The sequence below is a fragment of the Aliidiomarina shirensis genome (assembly GCF_003987345.1).
GTDB classification, from domain to species: Bacteria; Pseudomonadota; Gammaproteobacteria; order Enterobacterales; family Alteromonadaceae; genus Aliidiomarina; species Aliidiomarina shirensis.
Genome location: NZ_PIPP01000001.1, coordinates 127,020 through 150,226 on the forward strand (window position 1 = coordinate 127,020; position 23,207 = coordinate 150,226).

Genomic DNA, 23,207 nt, shown 5'->3' on the forward strand with positions numbered 1-23,207 from the left:
GCAAAGGAACAGCGATGCGAAAACTACCCCCATTAAATGCTTTGCGATCTTTCGAAGCTGCGGCAAGGCATCTCAGTTTTACGAAAGCAGCGGAAGAGCTCTTTGTAACGCAGGCGGCGGTTAGCCATCAGGTAAAAGCACTCGAAGATTTTTTAGGCTTGGCACTATTCTTACGCCGCAACCGTGCTTTGTTGTTAACTGAGGCCGGGCAAAACTACTATTTAGATATCCGGCAAATGTTTGAAACCCTTACGTTAGCGACGTCGAAAGTAATGCTCGCTAGTGAACAAGGTTCGCTTACCGTATGCGTTCCGCCGGGCTTCGCAATACTTTGGCTAGTTCCACGCTTAAGCCGCTTTCATGAAGCACACCCAGAAATCGATGTGCGTTTAAAAGCAGTAGATGAAATTAGTGGCTCGCTTACCGATTACGTTGACGTTGCTATTTATTACGGGAGTGGCTCTTGGCCGGGAGTTAAATCGTTTCGGCTGCACAAGGAATACTTAATTCCCGTATGCTCACCGCTGCTACTACAGGGCGCTAAACCCTTACAAAAACCTGCTGATTTACATGAACACACATTGCTTCATGAAGAAACGCGTAATGCATGGAGAGAGTGGTTCGCTATGGTGGGTGAAGAGCCGCCAACGCGGAAACGAGGTCCTGTGTTTTCACATTTAGCGCTAGCTTTGAAAGCAGCCGTACACGGGCAAGGGGTTACGCTAGCGAATAGCGTATTGGCGAAGCCGGAAATCGATTCCGGCCATTTGGTACAAGTATTTCCACAAACACTCCCTACGAGCGAAGCTTTTTATATGGTGTGTCGGGAATCGCAAGCAGATGTGGGTAAGGTAGCGAAGTTCCGTGATTGGATTTTAGCTGAAGTGAAACGTGACGAAGATGAAGGACAGGCTACCTAATGGCGATATTTGTGTTTGCGCACGGGGCGGGTGCTGGCCCAGAAAGTGAGTTCATGCAGGCAATTTCTGCGAATCTTGAACAAAAAGGCCATAAAGTTCATCGTTTTGCCTTTCCGTACTGGCAAATAATTGAACAGAGTGGTAAAAAGCGCCCCCCAGATAAACAAAATGTACTTGATGCTGCATTTATTGAAGAAGTAGCGAAGGTGCGAGAAGAAAGTGATGATATCCCTTTAGTGGTGATGGGGAAATCAATGGGGGCGCGGGTAGCGTTTCGTTGTGCTGATACCGTGAATGCTATCGCTGCAGTAGGCTTAGGTTTTCCGTTTCATCCACCTGGCAAACAAGATAAGCATCGTTTAGCTGAGCTTGAGAATAGCCGGAAGCGAAATTTTATTGTGCACGGCACTAGCGATCCCTTTGGTAAACCCGAATGGCTTGCCGAAAAAACACTACCGAAGAATTTAACCATTCATTGGGTTGAGGGCGGTAATCATGATTTATCGCGGCCAAAACGCAGTGGTTTAACAAATGCCGAGAGTTGGCAATTGATTTCACGTGAAATCGATGCCTTTGTAACGAAATTAATTAAGTAATCGAAGAATTTAAGGGATAAGAGTTTTATGGCTGTTTTGTTGTATTGCCGCGCCGGTTTTGAAGGCGAGTGTGCTGCTGAAATTCAGGAGCGCGCAGCTGCTCTGGGCGTGTTTGGTTATTGCAAAACGCAGCCGAATAGTGCTTTGGTTACTTTTGAATGCAAACCTGAGGAAGCTGATCACTTGGCTCGGAAATTGGCGGTTCATTCTTTAATATTTTCCCGGCAATTATTTGTGCGCGTAGCTGATTTAAATCAGCTCGATCTGGCCGATAGGGTTACACCATTAGTAGCTGCGTTGCCGGAAATGCAATTATGTGGCCGGCTATGGATAGAAACCACCGATACTAACGATGGCCGTTCGCTATCTGCTCTGTGTCGTAAAATCACCAAGCCGTTGAGTATGGCCTTGCAAGAAAAAGGCGTATTAACCGAGAAAGAAGTAACTAACCGTCCGGCTATGCACGTGTTGTTCCGCAGCACACATTCTGTGGTTGTTGGCTATTCCTACAGCTATAATCACTCACCGTATTTAATGGGTATTCCACGTGTGCGCACGCCAAAGGCTGCGCCAAGCCGCTCAGCAGCGAAGCTTGCTGAAGCGTTTAAAGTGATGATCCCAGAACACGAGTTAGCACGCCGGGTGGAACCGGGTATGAAAGCAGTTGATTTGGGCGCGAGCCCGGGTGGCTGGACAGCGGTTTTAGTGTTCCACGATATGATGGTTTCGGCGGTAGATAACGGCCCGATGGATGAGCATTTAATGGAAACCGGACAAGTGCGCCATTTCCAGGAAGATGGTTTTCACTTTTTGCCGAAGCGTAAGAACATTAGTTGGCTGGTGTGCGATATGGTGGAAAAACCCGTTCGCGTAGCGCATTTAATGGCCGATTGGTATATTGGTGAATGGTGCCATGATGCCATTTTCAATTTAAAGTTGCCGATGAAAACGCGCTATGCAGCAGTAAAACAATATCTTGAAGCGATTCGTGAGCGCCTAAATGAAGCTGAAGTTTGGGGTTATGAGTTGAGTGCCAAGCACCTTTACCATGATCGCGAAGAGATTACCGTGTACCTTCGTAAGAAATTTAAAACCTAATCGATTGAATGTAATCATGGAATGGGTTCTGTTTTAGTTAGTTGAATCTAGGAAGTAAATTTCGCTTATTTATAGGGTAAAACGATGAAAGATCGTGAAGTATTAGCTTGGGAAGAAGCGCGAGTAAAAGGCTTTGGTAAGTTTGTATTAATTCATGGCGTGCTTTCATGGGGCTTGCCGATGCTCATTATTATTGGCTATTTCAATAATATTTTAGCGGATGGGGCTACCTTTACATCGGTATTGATTCATTGTGTTATTTGGTTTGTAGCAGGCGGTTTATTTGGTTTGGTGTTGTGGTTTGTGAATGAACGCCGCTATAAAAAACACCAAGAGCAAGTAGCCGCAAAGCAAGCTGCGAGCACTGAATCAGAATAGCGTTCACTGCTTTTCCTCGTTAGTAATAAAACCTCTTCACAAACACGCCCTTGTATTTAACGGAATGTATCTAACGGAATGTATCCAATGGAATGTATCCAATGGAATGCATGCAAGGGCGCTTTACTGATCCTCGCGGACGTTATATTGCGTAATCATTGATAGCGTCTATTATTTGCACATATCTGTGAACGTTCAATATTGATCACACCACAGATCGTGTTAACGAGGTATCCGATGAACAAACTAATCACGACTACGCTTCTACTCGCGTTCACTTTTAGTGTGAATGCAGATGGTTTTGATGAAACAAAATTTGTAAAACCAAGCGATGCGGAACTACGGGAAATGCTCACGCCACTGCAATACAGAGTAACTCAGGAAGACGCCACGGAGCGGGCATTTGATAATCGCTACTGGGATAACCAAGAAGTGGGGATTTACGTGGATATTGTTTCCGGCGAACCGCTGTTTTCGTCTGCCGATAAGTATAAATCGGGTTCCGGTTGGCCAAGTTTTATTCGACCCATTAATGACAAGGCCGTAACCGAGAGCCGCGATCGTTCTTGGTTTGTTGTACGCACCGAAATACGTAGTCGAGTGGCGGATTCGCATTTAGGGCATGTGTTTGATGATGGCCCGCGGCCAACGGGGCTGCGTTACTGCATGAACTCAGCGGCAATGCGTTTTATTCCTGTTGACCAAATGGAAGCAGAAGGGTACGGCGAATATATTGATAAAGTAGGGCCGCCGCGGAGCTAATTAGGTTTATAGAAACTCGAAGTAGCTGTACTAAGAAGAAGGGAAACAGCTACTTCGTGAGTGCTTACATCGTTAACTCGATATAATTACGTATATTCAAAATCCACTGAGTACATTTTTTCCTATCACTTTTCCGGATTCCTGTTCAGCATGCGCAGCGCGTAAGTTTTCTGCAGTTATGCGCCCGAGGTGATTCGTTTTCGTGGTACGAATCTCGCCGGCATCAACCATGGCCGCTACTCTATTCAGCAATTCGTGTTGCTTTTGCATATCGTCGGTTTGAAACATGGAGCGAGTGAACATGAACTCCCAACTAAAGGTAAGTGCTTTTGGTTTACCCGCTTTAATATCCACGGTTTCCGGATCATCGATAAGGGCTATGTGGCCGCGTGGTTTTACAAGCTCAAGTATGTTTGCAAAGTGGCCTTGGGTGCCAGTAAGAGCCGCTACGTAGCGCGGTTGAATGCCAAGATTCTGCAGTTGTTCGCTTAACGATTGGTGATGATTAATAACATGATCAGCGCCCATTTCCTGTACCCAAGAAGCGGTTTCCGGCCGGGATGCGGTAGCAATGACATTAAGCTTGGTCAGTTTTTTCGCCAACTGAATGAGAATTGAGCCTACACCACCGGCACCACCTATCACGAGTAAACTTTCGTTTTCGCCTTCGTTTTCCCGCAGTAAGAATGAATCAAACAGAATTTCCCATGCCGTTATGCTAGTGAGTGGCAGGGCGGCCGCCTCGTCGAAACTGAGGCTGCTTGGCATCGTACCGGTAATACGTTCATCAACAAGTTGATATTCAGCATTACTACCCGAGCGCGTTACATCGCCGGCATACCACACTTTATCACCGGGCTTAAACAAGGTTACGTTTGGGCCAACGGCTTCAACAGTGCCCGCGGCATCCCAACCTAACACCTGCCAATCGCCATTCTCAGGTTTGCGATTGCTCCGGATCTTACAATCGACCGGATTTACCGATATCGCTTCCACTTTAACCAATACATCATGGCCGCTTGCAACCGGCTTGGTAAGCTCAATGTCTTGTAATGCAGCGGAGTTATCAATAGGTAAGGTGTTTTGATGGCCAATAGCTTTCATTGCTTGTACTCCTAAAGCGAAAAATGCAGGTTAGAATACCGTTACGAGTTTCTACTTTAAAGGATCACGCGTTGATATGCAGCTAAAGCCTCTTTAGCTAGGTGATTATTGCGTGTTTGCCGTTGATAATGCTGTATTCTCGTTTTTAGATATTGCTTGCGCACCAGAACTGCTTCTGGCTTGTTGGCTTGCCAAAGTAAACTGCCTACCGGCTGAATCGGAACCTTTACCGCACGCGCATTGGTGGATATATACAGAATTTCGTAAATTCTTTGATTCTCTTCTACGAGTGTTTCATCCAGAAGATGGCATTCAAGCTGAATCAATTGTTGGCGTAAGGCATATTCGTGATGCACTGGGCACAGTAAGAAATCGATCTTAGCGCCCGCGTGATGCGGCACAATGGCCGTGACAATTTCTTGGGTTAAATCACCCCCCACACCGGCAATAATCACTAAATGCTTACCAGAATATGCATTAAGTGGAAGGGCGTTGGTATTAATACAGTGGGTGTGCCATCTCAGTGCGGAATCAGCCGGTATAAGCTTTGCTGAAAACTTATGGAGTTTCGCTTCAAGCTCTGCGATTAATTCTGGTACGATATCAACAAAGTGAATATTCGGCGCAACATCATTTTGCAGTAATGCTGCACCCAGTAAACCATGATCGCAGCAGGTATCCCAGATATGGTCGTAACCGCGAGGGATCATGGTTTTGATTTGCTGCAATCGTTTACCTAGTTTCATGGCGAACGCCTATTTGGGTGCGGTATAAGTATATTGGTTCTGGGTTTTTAACTGTGGTAAAGGCCTAGTGAATTAACCCTAGCCTTTTACACAGCAACCGTAATTGTATCGCTTTTTAATTCTTTCGCTAAGCTGTTTATAGCAAGTATGTTGCCCCCGTGTGGAGATAGGTAAGTGAGTTCTAGTGGTTCTATTGGTGTGTTTGATTCCGGGATTGGTGGTTTAGCGATTACACAAGAAATCCGTAAGCTTCTGCCAAACGAAGATATTATTTATGTAGCGGATAGCCTACATGCGCCGTATGGCGAAAAAAACGATGCGTTTATTTTGCAGCGCTGCATGGCTATCACGGAATATTTAATTAGCCAAAATGTGAAAGCGATTGTGGTGGCTTGCAATACCGCTACAACATCTTGCATTGAAGCTTTGCGTGAGCGCTATTCTATTCCGTTTATTGGTACTGAACCCGGAATTAAACCGGCAGTGCTAAACACCAAAACTGGCATTATTGGTGTTTTAGCGACGCCAAGAACGTTGAAAACAACGTCGTTTAGCGCTTTGGCTGATCGGGTAGCGTTAAATATTCAAGTTGAGTTGATGCCATGCCCAGATTTAGTGCAACAGGTAGAATCGCTAAAACTTGATTATGATGCTGCGGCGGAAGTGGTAAGGCAATATGTGCAACCGCTCACTGAAAAAGGTGTCGATACCTTGGTGTTGGGCTGTACCCATTACGCCCATTTATTACCGGTGATTTCTCGGGTTGCAGGGCCACAGGTGCGTATTATCAATACGGAAGTAGCGGTAGCGAAAGAAGTAATGCGTCGGCTTAATCATGCAAAATTGAACAAAGCGGATTTGAAGACAGCTGATTTGAACACAGCAAGCACAGAGCTAGCAGCAACCCGGTTTATCACCAGTGGCAACCAAACGCACTTCCAAAAACAGGTAGATGTACTGTGGGGGGCGGGTTTCACGGTTGCTGGTTTCTAAACCAATTCAACCGTACAGGCATCGCGAATACCTATGCGTTTGGCGCTATATTTGTATTGCTAGTTGTGGCACTATGCAAAAAATAAAACAAGCGTTTAAATAAATATGTATCTTGAACATAGGTGTCACGAATGTCGAAATTGGTACAACAACAGGATCTCGAGTTTCTTTTAAATACCGTTTTTTCAGCAGAAGCGCTCACACAGTATGAGCGCTATGCAGATTATGATCAGGAAGCCTTCACGAGCGTTCTCGATACTGCCCGCCGCATTGCCGAAACCCATTTCTTACCACATAACGCTAAAGCTGATGCACATGAACCACAGTTCGATGGCGAGCATGTAACTACCATTCCGGAAGTTAAAACCGCATGGCAGCACTATGCGGAATCTGGCCTGCTTTCGGCCCGCCATGGTTATGCTGATGGAGGCATGCAACTGCCTGCGCTCATCAGTATGGCGTGTAATGCGTATTTCATGGCGGCAAACCCGGCAACGGCGGCTTACCCCTTTCTTACCAGCGCGGCGGCAAATGTAATTCATGCGTTTGCTGCCGAGGCTCAGAAACACGCGTTTCTGGAACCGATGTTTAGTGGCCGCTTTGCCGGCACCATGGCGCTTACTGAACCCGATGTTGGTTCATCACTTGGCGATCTTACCACCAAAGCAACGCCTCACGATGATGGCAGCTATCGGTTGAAAGGCCAGAAGATGTATATCTCGGGTGGTGATCAAGATATTACGGAAAACATTGTGCACTTGGTGCTTGCCCGAATCGAGGGGGCTCCGGCCGGTGTGAAAGGTATTTCCATGTTTATTGTGCCGAAGTTTTTGGTGGATGAACAAGGCCAATGCACCGAGCGAAACGATGTAAAACTTGCAGGGTTGTTGCATAAAATGGGTTACCGGGGCACCACATCTACCGTGTTGTCATTTGGCGAACAGGGCGCATGTGTTGGTTATCTCGTGGGTGAAGCGGGCCATGGCTTGAGTTACATGTTCAAAATGATGAATGAGGCGCGGGTAGGTGTGGGCCTTGGGGCGGCGATGATAGGTTATCGCGGGTATTTAGAATCACTCGCTTATGCTAAAGATCGGCCGCAAGGGCGCCGAGCTACGAATCGCGATCCGGCAACTAAACCGGTGGCCATCATTGAGCACGCTGATGTGCGCCGTATGTTGTTGCAGCAAAAAGCCTATGTTGAGGGCTCGTTGGCGCTTTGTTTACTGGCTGCGCGTTTGGTCGATGAACATGAAGCAGGCGGGAATGCTGAGAGCGGTATTTTGCTTGATTTGCTAACACCGGTGGTTAAATCTTACCCTTCATTCTATGGCCCGCGCGCCAATGATTTAGCAATTCAAGTGCTCGGTGGTGCCGGTTATATTCGCGAATACCCGGTAGAGCAATGCTACCGTGATAACCGTTTGAACCCTATTCATGAAGGTACGCATGGTATCCAAGGGCTAGATTTACTAGGCCGTAAACTCTGGCAACATGAAGGCAAGGGCTTAAAATTATTGTTGGAGCGTATTCAAGTAACATTGAATGCGGCAACGAAGCACTCTGAGTTGCGGGAAACGGTAGCGTTGTATCAAAGTGCGTTAAAACCCTTCATGACAACTACGGTTGAGTTGGGCCAAAGTTTGTTAAGTGGCAAAGCTGAAGAAACTTTAGCGAATGCTTCGGTGTATTTGGATATTATGGGTAAGTATGTAGTGGGCTGGTTGTGGTTAGAAATGGCCAGCAAAGCCCTTGAACAAGATGATTTGGCTGCTGAGTTTGTGCAAGGCAAGTTGCAGGCCGCGCGTTACTTTATGCGTTGGGAATTACCTGAGGCAGAACTGCATCTTAAACGCTTACAAGCCGGCGATGATACGTTCCTAGCTACGAAGCCGGAATGGCTGTAACTCGCAAACGATAAACGTTGAAATAAAAAAAGGAGCTGAACAGCTCCTTTTTTTATAACTTAACTTTTAATCACTCAGAAAGGATTATAAACGTTCAATAATCGCTTGCGTGAAATCAGTAGTACCATGGCTGCCACCTAAATCGGAAGTGGTGCGATCGCCACTTTCAATCACATCACGCAATGCGTTCAAGATGTTGCGTGCTTCTTTTTGCATACCTAAATGTTCGAGCATTTGAATTGCGCCCAAAATAATAGCGCTAGGGTTGGCTAAGTTCATACCTGCGATATCTGGGGCTGAGCCGTGAACGGCTTCAAAAATCGCACAATCAGCGCCAATGTTAGCGCCAGGGGCCATACCCAAGCCGCCTACAAGGCCAGCACATAAATCCGATAAAATGTCGCCAAACAGGTTTGTGGTTACGATAACATCGAAGATCTCTGGGTTCATAACCAGCTTCATACATGCAGCATCAACAATCATTTCTTCGAATTGAATATCTTCATATTCTTTTGCAACTTCACGCGCTACAGCTAAGAACATTCCAGACGTTGTTTTTAAGATGTTCGCTTTGTGAACGGCGGTAACTTTTTTCCGGTTCTCGCGGCGAGCCGTTTCGAATGCAAAGCGCACAATTCGTTCACAACCTACGCGAGTTACACGGCTCACAGCTTCTGCTTCGCTACCATCATCTTTGGTAGTTTGCCCGAGGCCTGAATACATGCCTTCAGTGTTTTCACGAATGGTAATGATATCAATATCTTCATAGCGCGCTTTTGTGCCTTTAAAGCTCACTACGGGGCGCACATTAGCATACAAACCAAACTGCTTGCGCAGGGTTACGTTGATTGAGGTAAAGCCACCGCCTACTGGAGTAGTGAGTGGGCCCTTTAAGGTGATTCCGTTGCGGGCAATCGCATCGAGCGTTGATTCTGGTAACAATTCGCCATGCTTTTCTAGTGCTACGAGCCCAGCATCGGCATATTCATAATTAAAGCCACAGCCGGCTTTATCTAGAATTGCAGTTACTGATTCAATAATATCAGGCCCGATACCATCACCAGGAATTACAGTAATTGTTTTGCTCATGAGAAAACCCTTCTACAACAGATAAAATACGGAGCTGGCGCGTGCTGAGCCGGCAAAATGAATGGGGCAATTATACAGTTTTTCGTGACTTTTAGCTAGGCGAGGGCAAACCCGCATAATCGCTATTCACCAAATGATTAGCGGGAAAATGGCTATATTGCTGCGAACCGTTGCGGTTTTAACCACCAAATTCTGCGGCGTAGGCAGATTGGCCCCAAACATACAATTCATCATTGAAAAACAGCAGTGGGGTGGTTTCATCGCGTGTAGTAACCCCATCAGATTTAACATGATGAGTTCGGTAGAAGAGAATTAAAACATTGCGCCCATCACTACTGATGCGCGCTTCGCTAATATCGGGTGGCCCGAGAAGACGGAGAACTTCATCGCGATGGGCGCCAATTTCTAAACGCCCAATATATTTGCGATTGAAGATCTCACGTTCGCGCCAATTCATGGTTTCAGGGTTTGCCGTATAAAAATGCATAATGGCACCCGCAATAACTGCGTAAAGCAGGAAGCCTATGGCTGCAATGATAAACCCTTTTTTCACAAAATTACCCTTTTACTACTTGATAGCATGGTGTGTATTTTGTACCACCTGGGAGTTTCATGCGATCCTGCTCAACGAAGGATTGCAGCAGTTCATCGAGTTCATGCATGAATTCAGGCTCACCCGTTATCTGATAAGGCCCGTGCGCACGAATTTCTCGCAATCCTGGCGCTTTTACGTTACCCGCAACAATAGCCGAAAATGCACGGCGTAAATCGGCTGCCAATTCTTCTTTTGGCTGATTGCGATTTAAATTCAGTTTCGCTACGTTGGCGTGTGTAGGCTCAAATGGCAGTTGGAACGGTTCTTCAATGTGTAATGTCCAGTTAAAGTGGTATGCATCGCCGCTATCTTGGCGATAGCGCTTAACCGAGGCCATACCGGTTTGAATATGTTGCGCAACCGCAACCTGATCATCGATGATGATTTTGTAATGCTTGGTTGCTTCTTTACCTAGCGTGTTAGCAATAAACTGATCTAAATGCTCAAAGTAAGCGCGCGAGCTTTCTGGGCCAGTTAAAATAACCGGTAGCGCCTGATCTTTATTTTGCGGATGCATCAATATCCCTAACAGATATAGAAGCTCTTCCGCGGTTCCGGCGCCACCCGGGAAAATAATAATGCTGTGAGCACAACGCACAAAGGCCTCTAACCGTTTTTCGATATCTGGCATAATCACCAGTTCGTTTACGATAGGGTTTGGTGGCTCTGCAGCAATGATGCCAGGCTCGGTTAAGCCGAAGTAGCGCGCATCTTTAATACGTTGTTTCGCATGGCCAATCGTTGCCCCTTTCATTGGGCCTTTCATGGCGCCAGGGCCACAACCGGTGCATACGTTAAAGCCGCGTAAACCGAGTTCATAACCCACTACTTTGGTATATTTATACTCAACTTCTGAAATTGAATGACCACCCCAGCAAACCACCATATCAGGCTCTTGTACTGGTTTTACAACGCCAGCGTTACGTAGAATATCGAAGGTAACGTGGGTTAGATGGCGAGTGCTCATGCTTTGCAATACTTCGGCAGGATAACGCTCACCTACGAAAAGAATATCGCGGAGCACAGCTTCTACATGCTCACGAATACCAACAATAAGCTCACCATCAACAAAAGCGGACGGTGGTGGATTGATTAGTTCTAACTTCACACCGCGCTCACGGCGTAGCACGTTTACTTCAAAATCTTCAAACTGATCAAAGATATCGGCACTGTTATCGGTATGGCTACCGACATTTAATACAGCTAATACGCAATTGCGAAAAAGTTTATAAAGCGGGCTATCCGTTGATTGCTGTAAACGGTCGATTTCAAGTTGTGATAAGAGGGCCATACTGCCCTGTGGTGATAATGAGATTCTCATATGTGTTTTATGCTCCATACAAACAGCCTTTACTGTTTGTTTTTCCTTGTTCTTGAGTTTTTTATAATATGAATACTTTTAGTTAAATAGATACTAAGAGTACGCATCTTCGATAGCAATAATCAACCAAAATCACTATTGCCGAGCTAATCTTCCACGGAATAAGCGGCTATCGATCGTGTTGTTGCGTGTGTGTCGAACTGGGTTTATATCCAAGCCTCCACGGCGTGTATATCGAGCAAATACCGTAAGTGATTCACAGCGCGCATGCTGCATTAAATCCGTGTGAATGCGTTCTACACACTGTTCGTGAAACTCATTGTGATTGCGGAACGAAATCAGGTAGCCAAGTAACGCTGCCCGATTAATTTTCGGGCCGGTGTATTCAATATAAACAGAACCCCAATCGGGTTGATTGGTAATTAAACAGTTTGATTTCAGCAAATGACTACAAAGTTTTTCGCTAACGATTTCGTATGCAGCGCTGCCGGCGCCAGATGTTGCACTAGTGATTAACCCGTTGAGTAGTTCCGGCTCGTAATCGTAAGTAGTGATGTTTACATTTTCGTTATCGATACAATCGGCGGCAAAGTTTGTTAACCCATGTTGGGTATAGGCATCGAGCGAATAAATTCGCACCTCAACAGGCGCGCCTGCGCAACTGCTGAGATCGCGGGTAAGTTGCTGTAACACCACTTCTTCACTAGCGAAAGTGCTTTGATTGTAACCATTTAAATAGAGTTTAAATGATTTTGATTCGATAAGGTTTGCGCTTGTCGCTGGCACCTCAACTTCTGCTATCGCTACTTTTGGAACACCGTTCGGTTGTAACCAGGAAAGTTCATAGCAGGTCCATAAATCGCGGCCAGCAAACGGTAAGGCATCATCGACTACGCCAATGCTGCTACGATTTAGCTGACGCGGGACAGGTTGCAGTAAATCAGCATCATAGTGTGCGGGGTATTCGGTGGCTTCACCAAGCTTCAAATCCGCCATTGGGTCTTTCGGGCTAACTGGCATTACATACTTCCTCTGCGTAGAATGCTGCCATTGTATGAATAATTGAGCCTGGAGGCCAGATGAACTCGGTAATTGAAAGCTTAAAGTTACTTCATGAACGCTATGCCGCTTTTTATCAAGCCGCTGGCTTAATGCCACGAGCGGAATATATTTCAAATTGGGATGCGCCATGTTATCGCGGGAAGCCAAGTGGCGGCGAGATTGATTGGCAAGCGGTTCCACAGAAAGAAAAACTCGATTTTAGTGGTGTTGAGCATGCGTTGGAAATGCCGCTTGATACGCAAGTGAAGGACTTTTTTAGCTGTGTATATGCCGGCGATCTGGCACTTGAGTTTCGTGGTAATCAATTAACTCTGCTGCAAGTGATGCACCCAGAAGATGGTGAACGCTTGCAGCAGAACTTGATAGGCCATGTCATGATGAAGCAGCGATTAAAGCAAAGTATTACGCTTTTTGTAGGGTTAACCGATGAAGACGACTTATTGATCTCGGTTAATAATGAAACCGGCGAGGTAGGGTTAGAATATGTGGGTAAAGACCAGCATGAAATTTTAGCAACTGATTTGGCGAGTTTTTTAGCTGAAGTTGAACCGCGCTTACCCGCTGATGAATTCACCGCTTGATGGTTTAGCGCGCGCGGTGAAGAAGTTCTCCGGACAAATGTTATTAAAGTGTTGATGACATCAATTACAAGCTGCATTAAAGTAGCGCCATTGCATGCAAAATTATTTCAGCTGAATAGCGATTATCACGTTAAAAATGAAATGTTAGCGGATTGCCAAACAACAACCGCCAATGGATAGTGAGTAACCGATGACAACTAATACAAAATCGACACCTGTTGAAAACCCTAAGCTCAGTGGTGAGCTGATGTATTTGGCGCAAGAGCACTTAGCAACTGCGGCTTCCTTGCTGTTCCAAGCGTATCAAGACGATCCACTGTTTCTCTCGATTTTTCAATCTGGCAAGGAAGGTTATGAACAACGCTTGCGCGCCGCCATTCGGGAAGAGCTTGCGGTTTTTCATCAGCATAACCAACCGATGTTTGGGTTGTTTGATGGCGATACGCTAGAGGGCGTGGTTTGTATGACACGGCCTGGCTCAACATTTGGTCCAGAGCGGTTTTGGCATTGGCGTTTACGGATGTTGCTTACGGCTGGGTATGTAAGTACTAAACAAATGCTAGAAAAAGAGCGCATTATTGCTGAAGCCATGCCGGTAAATTACTACCACATGCTTACTTTTATTGCGGTACATCCAAATTACCAACAGCATGGGTTGGGTGATTTGTTGGTACATGCAGCGCGTACCGAGCTTGCTGCAGAGCCGGAATCTGCGGGTATCGGTTTGCTGGCTACACGGCCACATTATGCCAAGTTTTTTAGCCAACGTGGCTTTCATCATTTGCGGGATATTCAAGTTGGCGATATCACCGGGCAGCTGATGTTCTTTGCTCGCGAAGATGAAGTGGTTGATTGACATTTACGGTGAATTCAGGTGAAATTCACGCCTATGTTGCAGCAGCGTTTTACGCTGCTGTTTTCGTCAGAAGAGGTGCGTTTGTCAGGTAGGCTGCAGTAGGGTGCCAAAACCCATTGAGAGCAGCTCAGGGGGCATAACGCCGAGATATCCGTGAGTTGGCAGCGCGCATATCGGTGGTTAGAGTTGAATCTCTGCTACTGTCACCGTTTCGGTGGAGAGCTTCTGGGGCGTTGTATCTCGATGAGCTCTCAGCGCTCCAAGCTCTTTGAACATTATATGGTTCGGAGCTAATGCAAAGAAATTTAGAATCCTCAGTTATTGTCGCCAAATTTGGCGGAACTTCCGTTGCTGATTTACCAGCACTCCAACGTTGTGCCGATATCGTTCAAGCAAACCCAGCCATTCGTGTGGTTGTGGTAAGTGCTGCGGCCGGTGTTACCAATCGTTTAGTTGCACTCTCTAAAGGAATTGCTCCTGAATCTGAGCGAATGCAGGTGCTTACTGAAATAATGGATATTCAGCATAGTATCAGTAAAGCGCTATCACCTTCGCCGGACATAAATGCTCAGCTTCGCGATTACTTGAGCCGCATGGCCGAATTAAGTGCTTACTTGAGTGATGTGGGAATAGAAGCGAGTAAACAGGATGAATTGCTTGCATTGGGAGAGCGCTGTTCTTCAATGTTTCTTGCTGAGCTCTTGCGGCAACGTGGTTTAACCGCTCGTGATTTCAATGCTTGTCAGGTTATCCGAACCGATAGCCACTTCGGAAGTGCGGAAGCGCGCCCTACGCGTATCGGTATGTTAGCAAAAGAACACTTAACGCCGCTTTTGGAAAACTACTGTGTGGTAACCCAAGGTTTTATCGGTGCTGACGCGGCTGATCGGGTTACTACACTTGGTCGTGGTGGTTCTGATTTAAGTGCCGCTTTGTTTGCTGAAGCACTGCGGGCGCAAGCATTACAAATATGGACCGACGTAGACGGCATTTATACCTGCGATCCTCGGCAAGTAAAGAGTGCCCGGCCTATTTCTGAAATCACCTTTGCAGAAGCGGCAGAAATGGCAACTTTTGGCGCTAAAATCCTCCACCCAGCTACCTTACTGCCGGCGCAACGCGCACAAGTGCCGGTGTTTATTGGCTGTACACGGGAACCCGAGAAAGCGGGGACCTGGATAAAAAACACAACAAAACAGCGGCCAGTGTGCCGCGCGCTGAGTGTGCGCCGTGGGCAAGTTTTGCTCACCGCTCGCAGTTTGAACATGCTGCATGCGCGCGGTTTCCTTGCTGAACTTTTTGCGATTCTGGCGCGGCATCGCATTTCGGTTGATTTGATCACCACCTCAGAAGTTTCGGTAGCTCTCACGCTCGATGCTACCGGCTCTCATTCCTCAGGAAATAAATTGATAAGCCAAGCATTACTTGATGATTTAGCACCATTATGTGACGTGGAGGTGGAGGAGGGACTCGCGTTAGTCGCGATTATCGGCCATCAACTATCGAACACGCCTGAAGTAGCAAGCCGAGTGTTTCAAATGATTGCGAAGAAAAATATTCGGATGATTAGCCAAGGTGCGAGCCCAAATAACTTGTGTGTGCTGGTGCGTGAAGATGATGCAACCGATATTCTGAATACCTTACATCAGGGGTTTTTGGAGAATTAGTTGGCTCGAATAGGCGCGAGCTCGAAGCGAAACAACGCCTTCATCAGGATGCTAAGAATTCGCGCTACCAATGGCATACTTGCTAGCCATCGGTGTTGGAAAAACCATCAATGCTGATAGGGGCTGGTTCCGAGTGATCGTTATCTGTTTCGTGCGCTGCTAAATCTTCGGGAAAAATAGCGTCGATAATCGGTGGTAGATCATTTTCGTTGTTATTTTTTGCTGTGGTTTCCAGTGGTTGCCGATCGCCGTAGCTTACATTGAATGTGGTTACCGGCGCGGGTATCTGATGTGCCCCTGTGCTTGGACTAACCCCGGGTTGCTTAGGTTTATTCTGCTCCGATGCTTGCGAACCGGGTCCACTCGCGGTGGCCGTTACCGTTTCACCGTCAATGGCATCCTCGTCATCAATAGCCGGGGCTTTATGCGGTGGCATAGTAACATCGCGCAAATGTAGGTTAAGTAAAACAAGTTCACCCTCGTATCGTGTTTGAATATCACTACTGAATCCAAACTGAAAGCCGGCCTCCCAGCCAGTGCGTGGGGTAAAACGTGGGCGGCCGTGGCTACGCGCAATATCAAGAAACTGCACGTTATATTTCTTACAAATGGCTTCAGCTTGTTTGCGCGCATGTTCTTCTTGCAAACGCCACTGCCAAAACAGATAGCCGCCGAGGATGAGCAACAGCAGCGCAAGTACATCATATAGGCTGGCGTTCATGCAGTGCCTCGCGTGCGCGTTACCAATTGGGTGAGCGCTTGTTGTAATTCAGGGCTTAAATCATTACTTCCGAATAATCGTAACAACAATCCCCGTAATTCTGGCAACATCACTAAATCACGAAATACGCTTATAAATATTTCTTCATCGGCACCGGCAATCGCGGTCATGTAGCGCTCTAAATTATTAGTATCAGTAAGCGCAGGCCAACAGCGAGCCCCGAGGCTAAACAAGAGATCGAGCCTATCCGTTTCTTGCGTAGGTAAATCGCGGAGCAAACGGCCAATGGCCTTGTGCATTGCTGGTGTATGGCTATGGCTGGCTAAACTGCGCAGCAAAATAATTTGCGAGCTAACCGCTAGCGTGCTGCGTAACTGCGCAAGCAGATTTTGCGCCATCGTTGCGGGCAGCTCTTGATGCTCCATGGCTTCCATTAGAGCTTGTTGAATAGGCACAGGCCAGGTTAATAAGTGTTTTTGTATCTGTTGTTGTAACTGGCTATCGTCGATATTTCGAATAATTGCATCGTGAATACCTTGTACACCTATATTCTCCCAATCCGCTGCAGGCTTTTGTCCCTGCAACCATGCTAAGGCATCTTCATAATGAATTGAGGTCGGTTGTTCTAAATCCGCACTTACTTGGGCGTGAAAGGCCGCGCGTCGGGCTTCTTCCGGAACAAAGATATAAGGGTTTTGCTGCAGCCGTTGCTCCTGTTCTGCGGTAGGTGCCACGGTAGGATCAGTGCCTAATGCTTCAACAATAATGCTGAGAAAATGTTGGCGCGCTGCGTGATCAAATAAGCCTCGCTCATCCAAAGGTAATTTTACGAACCAAATATAAGGATCGCTATCACGCACACTTGACCAGAGAACAATGCCAAGCCAAGCGTGTTGTTGGCGTGGTGCAGGGAAGGGACGTTCACCGCGCTCAATCGCTTGGAATTCGGCAGCAGAAATAGATTGAACTCTGCGGCTTAAATCATAAATGCGATATTCGGTTTGGGCATCATGATTCGCGCCAGCTACGGCAAGAAAATCACTTAAGGTATCGATTGATTGCATGGTTTTCCGGTATAGTTAGCGAATAAATGTTCTATTGAAAAAGGTATTAAAGCGAATCGTTATGGTGAAAAAATCAACAGCAAAACCATCCGTTGCTCAGGAAACTTTGGCATTACTCGAAGCGTTAGAAGCAGAACTTAAAGCCCAACAGCTTTGGGACGATACTATGCCTGAACCTTCGCGCTTAATGAGTACACAGCCGTTTGCTAGCGATACGCTTGAATTCTATCAATGGTTGCAGTTTATCATGATCCCAAGTTTACGACAGTGTGTTGAGCAACGAAAGCCATTACCCAACAAGATTGCTGTTAGCCCAATGGCGGTTGAGGTATGGAAAGGGAAGTTGAAAGAACATCGGCAAATCATTTTGGTGTTGAAAACGATCGATGAATTGCTGGATGGGCATCATGGCCGACACTGAGAAGAAAAACACCAACGCAGAAGAAAACCGTATCTGGACAGGGCCAGCGTTTAGCGAAGAAAAGCCCGAGCTGCCAATTATTTATCAAGACGACGATATCGTTGTGATTGATAAACCGGCAGGGTTATTAGTTCATCGCACAGCGTTAGCGCGCGGTGAGAAGTGGTTCGCCATGCAATTACTGCGCGATAAAATTGGCAAGCATGTGTTTCCAGTGCATCGGCTTGATCGCCCTACATCGGGCGTGTTGGTATTTGCTTTAAGTGCGCGAGTGGCCACGCAAATAGGAGAGTTATTTGCGAGCCATCGGGTGCAGAAAACCTATCATGCAGTGGTACGTGGTTACGTGGCGGAATATGGGCGTGTTGATTACCCATTGAAGGAAGAACTGGATGCTATTGCGGATAAAATGGCCAATAAAGATAAAGACGCGCAGAGTGCGGTAACGGATTTTTTATGTTTAGAGCAGGTTGAATTACCGTTTAAAGTGAGCAAAAAACATGAAACAAGCCGTTATTCGTTAGTTAAATTAGCACCTAAAACTGGACGCAAACACCAACTACGGCGCCATATGGCACATATTCGCCATCCAATTGTTGGCGATACCAACCATGGTGATGGCCGCCACAATAAATTTTTCCGGGAACATTTTGGCATAAAACGATTGCTACTAGCCGCTACTAATTTGAGTTTTCCGCATCCGGTAACACAACAACCAATGTATTTTGAAGCCTCGGTGCCTAGTGAATTCTACTTGCCGTTTAACGAAAACGCTGGCGATAACTAATTATCGCCAGCGTTTTGTTGTGTTTATATTCATTGCTTCCTTGGGGTTATTCAACGCCCCGCAGAAGCTCATTGATGCCTACTTTCGCACGAGTTTTGGCATCTACCTTTTTCACAATAATCGCGGCGTACAGCGAGTGTGAACCGTCTTTCGCAGGTAATGATCCTGATACCACAACGGAGCCAGCTGGAATTCGGCCATAACTGATTTCACCGGTTTCGCGATCGTAGATGCGGGTGCTTTGGCTGATGTAAACCCCCATTGAGATTACCGAACCTTCTTCCACGATAACGCCTTCTACAACTTCAGAGCGCGCCCCGATAAAGCAATTATCTTCAATGATAGTTGGGTTTGCTTGTAAAGGCTCCAATACGCCACCAATGCCTACGCCACCTGATAAATGCACATTCTTACCTATTTGTGCGCATGAACCTACGGTTGCCCAAGTATCAACCATAGAACCCGTATCTACGTATGCGCCAATATTTACGTAAGAAGGCATGACGACCACGTTCTTACCGACAAAAGCGCCGCGGCGAACCATCGCCGGCGGCACAATGCGCACACCATCAGCGGCGAATTGGGCAGCGCTGTAATCAGCATATTTACTCGGTACTTTGTCGTAGAATTTGGTTTCAGAACCATCCATAAGTTGGTTATCGTTGAGGCGGAATGATAGCAATACTGCTTTTTTCACCCATTCATTTACAACCCACGTACCATTGATTTTCTCGGCAACACGCAAGCTGCCGTTGTCGAGGCCAGCTAACACGTGATCTACCGCTTCACGGACATCCGCTGGTGTAGATGTAGGGCTAAAATCTGCACGATTTTCGAATGCGCTTTCAATCAGGGTTTGTAAATTGCTCATGGATATACCTTCTTTAAATCAATTTATTCATCGGTTAGGGCGGTAATAATAGCGGTTTTTAGCGCCTCGCGCTCGCTTTCTGTCAAGGCTTCTTGGTTGTTCGACGCAACAATAAATAAATCTTCCGCTTGTTCACCTACCGTTGTTATTTTCGCCGCCATTAAGTTGATATCAAGCTGCTGAAAAACTGCCGCAAGGCGCGCGATTAGCCCCGGGCGATCGAGTGTTATCAACTCAAATGTACTGCGGCGAGCATTTTTTAGATTTATAAATTTCACCCGTGTACGTACTTTAAAATTTCGCAGGCGCCGTGATATAGAGCGTTGGCTGCTAGGCACCGGCCGGCGTTTGCGTAAAACATCATGTAAGTGTTGGTGTACTTCCTCAATGCGTTGCGCATCGGCCAATGGCAAACCATCGCGTTGCAAAACGATAAAGGTATCCATTACGTAACCATCGCGGGTGTTAAGGATTTGCGCATCGTGAATGCTTAACTGTTCGCTATCCAGAACGGCGGCTACTTTGGCAAATAAATGGCTTTCTTCATGGTGGTAAATAAAAAGTTCGGTGGTGCCATTGTTGTTTTCATCACCGATAAGCACGAGCGGTAACTGGTGTTCTTGCACGTGCATGATGTTTTGCGAATGCCAAGCAATTTGTTCGGGCGTATGGCGAAAGAAGTAATCCGCTGTAAAACGCCCCCAAAGTTGATTAATTTGCTCAACTTCAAAGCCAGCGCTTAACAAGTATCCCATGGCAAGTTGGCGATTATTTTGCACACGCTCGCGAACATCAAAGGTTTTCTTATCGTGTTGCTGTAACGATTCGTAAGTGGCGCGATAAAGTTCTTCTAACAGCGTTGCTTTCCAATTATTCCAAAGGTTGGAGTTGGTGGCGCGAATATCGGCAACGGTTAGGCAGTAAAGATAGTTTAAGCGTTGAATCGTGCCGCACTCACTGGCAAATTTGCCGATAACTTCGGGATCATAAATATCCCGTTTTTGTGCGGTTACCGACATCAAAAGGTGCTTCTCAACGAGCCAGGCAATGAGCTCGGCACCTTCTTCCGGAAGTTTGTGTAATGCCGCAAACTCTCGTGCATCAACAGCGCCTAGTTCAGAATGATCGCCGCCTCGGCCTTTGGCGATATCGTGGAAAATACCAGCTAAGAACAGCCATTCCGGTGCTTGCATATCTTGCACTATTTCGCTGGCGAGAGGGTAATGCTCTGATTCTTCTGGCAAGGTGAATTGATACAAATTGCAAAGGAGGCGATAAGTGTGTTCATCAACCGTATAGGCGTGAAATAAATCAAACTGCATTTGCCCTACAATGTTATTCCACGCAGGTAAGTAGTGCGCCATGATACTAAAACGGTGCATCAGCTCGAAAGCCAAGCCAAAACCACGAGGATGGCGAATGATTTCCAAAAAACACTCACGGCAGGCTGCTTCATTTATTAGCGGCTGCTCTAGCTCGCGGCGCGCATTTCGCAACAGCCGAATGGTATGCGAATGAACACCCTCAATTTCTGGGTGTTCCGCGATAAGCCAGAAGAAGCGCATAATACACGTTGGGTCGTTAAACGCGTTATCGCTGCGCGCCATAATTTGATTGCCAATAAGCGCAAAATCGTCGTCGAGAGGCTGTGGGTTCAATAGTTTCATGGGCCCCAAAATAGCCTGCTCAAAGAATTGCAGAAGCATTCGGTTCAATTCACCAACCCGAAGTACCACTTTAAAGTAGTCTTTCATCATTTGCTCAACGGCCACTTTGCTATTCTCGTGGTTGTATCCGAGTAACTTGGCAACATCAGGCTGGTAATCGAATAACAGGCGATCTTCCGATTTTTGGGCGCTTAAATGCAAGGCAAAGCGAATGCGCCACAAAAAACTCGTGCACTCTTTTAATTCCACAAACTCATCGGCAGTGATGTAGTTGTACTCTACTAAACTTTCATCGCTTTTAGCGTGAAAATGCTGTTTCGCAATCCAGCTAATGGTTTGAATATCGCGCAGGCCGCCTGGTGATGATTTTATATTGGGTTCAAGATTGTAAGCGGTGCCATGAAATTGGCGATGGCGCGCATTCTGTTCACTTTTTTTGGCTTGATAAAAAGCGCGGCTTGACCAAGGGAAATGAAAGTTAATTTGCTGTTCGAGTAGTTCGGTGAGTTCTTCGCTACCAGCAACTAAGCGGTGTTCAATCAGGCTGGTGGCTACGGTAATATCGCTCTCTGCTTGCTCCATACATTCGGCAACGGTTCTTACCGAATGCCCAACTTGCAAACGCAAATCCCATAGCAGGGTAATAAATTGGCTTATGCGCTCTTGCTGGCGGGTGGGCAGGGGGCCTTCCACTAAGAACAATAAATCGATATCGGATTCAGGGTGCAGAGCACCGCGGCCATAGCCACCTACAGCAAGTAAGGCGTAATTCTCGGAAGGGAATTTGAATTGCAGCCACAGCTCTTGCAATAAACTATCGAAAAACTCAGCACGGTTTGCTACCAGTGTATCTATATCAGCACTGATGAACTGATTCACCGACCATTCGTTATAACACTGAACCTGTTGCCGCCAAGCAGTAACAGGTTCAATTTGAGCCGGCCACTTAGGCGTATAGGGGGCTTCCGGACGGCTTGTTACATATGGTTTATGCGGCATTAATGTTCGATAACTCGCGGTAGTTCTTCTTCACTACGCAAAGTGAGGACTTCAACACCGTTTTCGGTAACTAACAATGTATGCTCCCATTGCGCGCTCAAGCTACGGTCTTTGGTTAACACCGTCCAACCATCCGCTAAAATTTTGGTATTCCGTTTCCCAGCATTGATCATTGGCTCGATGGTAAGGCACATGCCGGCCTGTAAAGTTTCACCCGTACCTGCTTTGCCGTAATGCAACACTTGCGGTTCTTCATGAAACTCATCACCAATACCGTGGCCACAAAATTCACGCACAATCGAATAACCAAAGCTCTCGCCATACTTCTGGATTTCGGCACCGATATCACCCAAGCGAACGCCCGGCTTCACCATTTTTATGGCCCGATACAATGCTTCTTGAGTAACACCGACAAGGCGATTAGCGAGAATAGAACCTTCACCCACCACAAACATTTTACTGGTATCGCCGTGATAACCATTTTTTAAAACGGTAACATCAATATTTATGATATCGCCATCTTTCAGTGGCTTATCGTTGGGAATTCCATGGCAAACACAATGGTTTACTGAAGTACAAATTGATTTCGGAAAACCATGGTAATCGAGAGGCGCAGGATAAGCGTCGTTGGCAACGATATAATCGTGGCAAATGGTGTTCAGCTCGTCGGTTGTTATCCCCGCTTTTACGTGGGGGGTGATCATCTCCAAAACGCTAGCGGCCAGCTTGCCTGCCACGCGCATTTTCTCAATTTCTTCTGCGGTTTTGATTTTAATTGCCATGGTTTCTCACTAATTTTTTTAATTTAACCGCGATTTATCCGCGATTCATTAAGTTATCCTAAATTCTACCAGAATTAGCACATATACAGAAGATGGATTTTGGTTGTTCAGAAGCTGCTTTTATGGTATAAAATGCGCCGCTCACTTCATAGTGGGTAAAGTGTGAACAAAGCGAATGCGAATGCATTTGCTGCGAACGCAAAACTAAACTTTAAATTAC

Annotated in this window: 23 protein-coding genes and 1 riboswitch; of the genes, 12 read left to right on the plus strand and 11 right to left on the minus strand. The window is 46.4% G+C overall.

The features are described 5' to 3' along the window. Positions 1-14 precede the first annotated feature (14 nt). From CWE13_RS00565 to msrB, 5 genes are all read left to right on the plus strand, one after another. Positions 15-920: a transcriptional regulator GcvA gene (locus CWE13_RS00565; RefSeq protein ID WP_126805403.1), complete on the plus strand. Its 906-nt coding sequence runs from the start codon at positions 15-17 to the stop codon at positions 918-920. Then, positions 920-1,516 (plus strand): alpha/beta family hydrolase, encoded by a 597-nt coding sequence (locus tag CWE13_RS00570; protein WP_126805404.1) that lies wholly within the window; start codon positions 920-922, stop codon positions 1,514-1,516. The genes CWE13_RS00565 and CWE13_RS00570 overlap by 1 nt, the downstream gene beginning before the upstream one ends. Before the next feature lie 27 nt (positions 1,517-1,543). Beyond that, a complete protein-coding gene (rlmM, locus tag CWE13_RS00575; RefSeq protein ID WP_126805405.1) occupies positions 1,544-2,614 on the plus strand; it encodes a 23S rRNA (cytidine(2498)-2'-O)-methyltransferase RlmM in 1,071 nt (356 codons plus the stop codon). Between the two features lie 84 nt (positions 2,615-2,698). Next, complete coding sequence (locus CWE13_RS00580) at positions 2,699-2,992, plus strand: hypothetical protein (protein ID WP_126805406.1); 294 nt, start codon at positions 2,699-2,701, stop codon at positions 2,990-2,992. A 237-nt stretch (positions 2,993-3,229) separates the two neighbouring features. Continuing rightward, the gene (msrB, locus tag CWE13_RS00585; protein WP_126805407.1) at positions 3,230-3,754 is read left to right on the plus strand and encodes a peptide-methionine (R)-S-oxide reductase MsrB; all 525 of its coding nucleotides are present in this window, start codon (positions 3,230-3,232) and stop codon (positions 3,752-3,754) included. A 96-nt stretch (positions 3,755-3,850) separates the two neighbouring features. Here msrB and CWE13_RS00590 read toward each other — a convergent pair whose 3' ends face one another. Further along, positions 3,851-4,858, minus strand: a complete 1,008-nt coding sequence (locus CWE13_RS00590) for a zinc-binding alcohol dehydrogenase family protein (protein ID WP_126805408.1) — start codon at positions 4,856-4,858, stop codon at positions 3,851-3,853. Between the two features lie 56 nt (positions 4,859-4,914). Then, positions 4,915-5,604 (minus strand): tRNA (adenine(22)-N(1))-methyltransferase, encoded by a 690-nt coding sequence (locus CWE13_RS00595; protein WP_126805409.1) that lies wholly within the window; start codon positions 5,602-5,604, stop codon positions 4,915-4,917. Positions 5,605-5,778: 174 nt separating this feature from the next. Between CWE13_RS00595 and murI the strand changes: the two genes are divergently transcribed. Both murI and CWE13_RS00605 read left to right on the plus strand, forming a co-directional pair. Beyond that, entirely contained in the window at positions 5,779-6,597 is an 819-nt protein-coding gene (gene murI / locus CWE13_RS00600) for a glutamate racemase (protein WP_126805410.1), read from the plus strand. 131 nt (positions 6,598-6,728) lie between these two features. Next, positions 6,729-8,504: an acyl-CoA dehydrogenase family protein gene (locus CWE13_RS00605; RefSeq protein WP_126805411.1), complete on the plus strand. Its 1,776-nt coding sequence runs from the start codon at positions 6,729-6,731 to the stop codon at positions 8,502-8,504. A gap of 84 nt (positions 8,505-8,588) precedes the next feature. Here the strand turns inward: CWE13_RS00605 and CWE13_RS00610 are convergent, their stop codons facing one another. From CWE13_RS00610 to queF, 4 genes are all read right to left on the minus strand, one after another. After that, entirely contained in the window at positions 8,589-9,593 is a 1,005-nt protein-coding gene (locus tag CWE13_RS00610; protein ID WP_126805412.1) for an isocitrate dehydrogenase, read from the minus strand. A gap of 178 nt (positions 9,594-9,771) precedes the next feature. After that, positions 9,772-10,146 (minus strand): DUF3192 domain-containing protein, encoded by a 375-nt coding sequence (locus CWE13_RS00615; RefSeq protein ID WP_126805413.1) that lies wholly within the window; start codon positions 10,144-10,146, stop codon positions 9,772-9,774. A 4-nt stretch (positions 10,147-10,150) separates the two neighbouring features. After that, the gene (gene ppnN, locus CWE13_RS00620; RefSeq protein ID WP_126805414.1) at positions 10,151-11,509 is read right to left on the minus strand and encodes a nucleotide 5'-monophosphate nucleosidase PpnN; all 1,359 of its coding nucleotides are present in this window, start codon (positions 11,507-11,509) and stop codon (positions 10,151-10,153) included. A 135-nt stretch (positions 11,510-11,644) separates the two neighbouring features. Beyond that, positions 11,645-12,529 carry an NADPH-dependent 7-cyano-7-deazaguanine reductase QueF gene (gene queF, locus CWE13_RS00625; protein ID WP_126805415.1) on the minus strand — a complete coding sequence of 295 codons (885 nt, stop codon included), beginning with the start codon at positions 12,527-12,529 and terminating at the stop codon, positions 11,645-11,647. 59 nt (positions 12,530-12,588) lie between these two features. Here queF and syd point away from each other — a divergent pair, with 59 nt between their 5' ends. The 3 genes from syd (at position 12,589) to lysC (ending at position 15,675) form a co-directional block, all read left to right on the plus strand. Further along, the gene (syd, locus tag CWE13_RS00630; protein ID WP_126805416.1) at positions 12,589-13,152 is read left to right on the plus strand and encodes a SecY-interacting protein; all 564 of its coding nucleotides are present in this window, start codon (positions 12,589-12,591) and stop codon (positions 13,150-13,152) included. Between the two features lie 190 nt (positions 13,153-13,342). After that, positions 13,343-14,008, plus strand: a complete 666-nt coding sequence (locus CWE13_RS00635; protein WP_126805417.1) for a GNAT family N-acetyltransferase — start codon at positions 13,343-13,345, stop codon at positions 14,006-14,008. Between the two features lie 62 nt (positions 14,009-14,070). Beyond that, a riboswitch (Lysine riboswitch) is annotated at positions 14,071-14,241 on the plus strand. Positions 14,242-14,301: 60 nt separating this feature from the next. Then, positions 14,302-15,675: a lysine-sensitive aspartokinase 3 gene (gene lysC, locus CWE13_RS00640; RefSeq protein ID WP_126805418.1), complete on the plus strand. Its 1,374-nt coding sequence runs from the start codon at positions 14,302-14,304 to the stop codon at positions 15,673-15,675. An 82-nt stretch (positions 15,676-15,757) separates the two neighbouring features. Here lysC and CWE13_RS00645 read toward each other — a convergent pair whose 3' ends face one another. Further along, positions 15,758-16,396, minus strand: a complete 639-nt coding sequence (locus CWE13_RS00645) for a DUF3301 domain-containing protein (protein WP_126805419.1) — start codon at positions 16,394-16,396, stop codon at positions 15,758-15,760. Further along, positions 16,393-17,460: a DUF3549 family protein gene (locus CWE13_RS00650; RefSeq protein WP_126805420.1), complete on the minus strand. Its 1,068-nt coding sequence runs from the start codon at positions 17,458-17,460 to the stop codon at positions 16,393-16,395. The genes CWE13_RS00645 and CWE13_RS00650 overlap by 4 nt, the downstream gene beginning before the upstream one ends. A 61-nt stretch (positions 17,461-17,521) precedes the next feature. Between CWE13_RS00650 and CWE13_RS00655 the strand changes: the two genes are divergently transcribed. Continuing rightward, complete coding sequence (locus CWE13_RS00655; RefSeq protein WP_126805421.1) at positions 17,522-17,881, plus strand: YqcC family protein; 360 nt, start codon at positions 17,522-17,524, stop codon at positions 17,879-17,881. After that, positions 17,868-18,668, plus strand: coding sequence for a tRNA pseudouridine(65) synthase TruC (truC, locus tag CWE13_RS00660; protein ID WP_126805422.1), 801 nt, complete (start codon positions 17,868-17,870; stop codon positions 18,666-18,668). The genes CWE13_RS00655 and truC overlap by 14 nt, the downstream gene beginning before the upstream one ends. Positions 18,669-18,714: 46 nt before the next feature. Here truC and dapD read toward each other — a convergent pair whose 3' ends face one another. Genes dapD through map form a run of 3 tightly spaced genes read right to left on the minus strand, consistent with a single transcriptional unit; the run spans position 18,715 to position 22,987 of the window. Then, positions 18,715-19,539 carry a 2,3,4,5-tetrahydropyridine-2,6-dicarboxylate N-succinyltransferase gene (gene dapD / locus CWE13_RS00665; RefSeq protein WP_126805423.1) on the minus strand — a complete coding sequence of 275 codons (825 nt, stop codon included), beginning with the start codon at positions 19,537-19,539 and terminating at the stop codon, positions 18,715-18,717. A 23-nt stretch (positions 19,540-19,562) separates the two neighbouring features. Next, positions 19,563-22,205, minus strand: a complete 2,643-nt coding sequence (gene glnD / locus CWE13_RS00670; RefSeq protein ID WP_126805424.1) for a [protein-PII] uridylyltransferase — start codon at positions 22,203-22,205, stop codon at positions 19,563-19,565. Then, the gene (map, locus tag CWE13_RS00675; RefSeq protein ID WP_126805425.1) at positions 22,205-22,987 is read right to left on the minus strand and encodes a type I methionyl aminopeptidase; all 783 of its coding nucleotides are present in this window, start codon (positions 22,985-22,987) and stop codon (positions 22,205-22,207) included. Before map ends, glnD begins: the two co-directional genes overlap by 1 nt. Positions 22,988-23,207 lie beyond the last annotated feature (220 nt).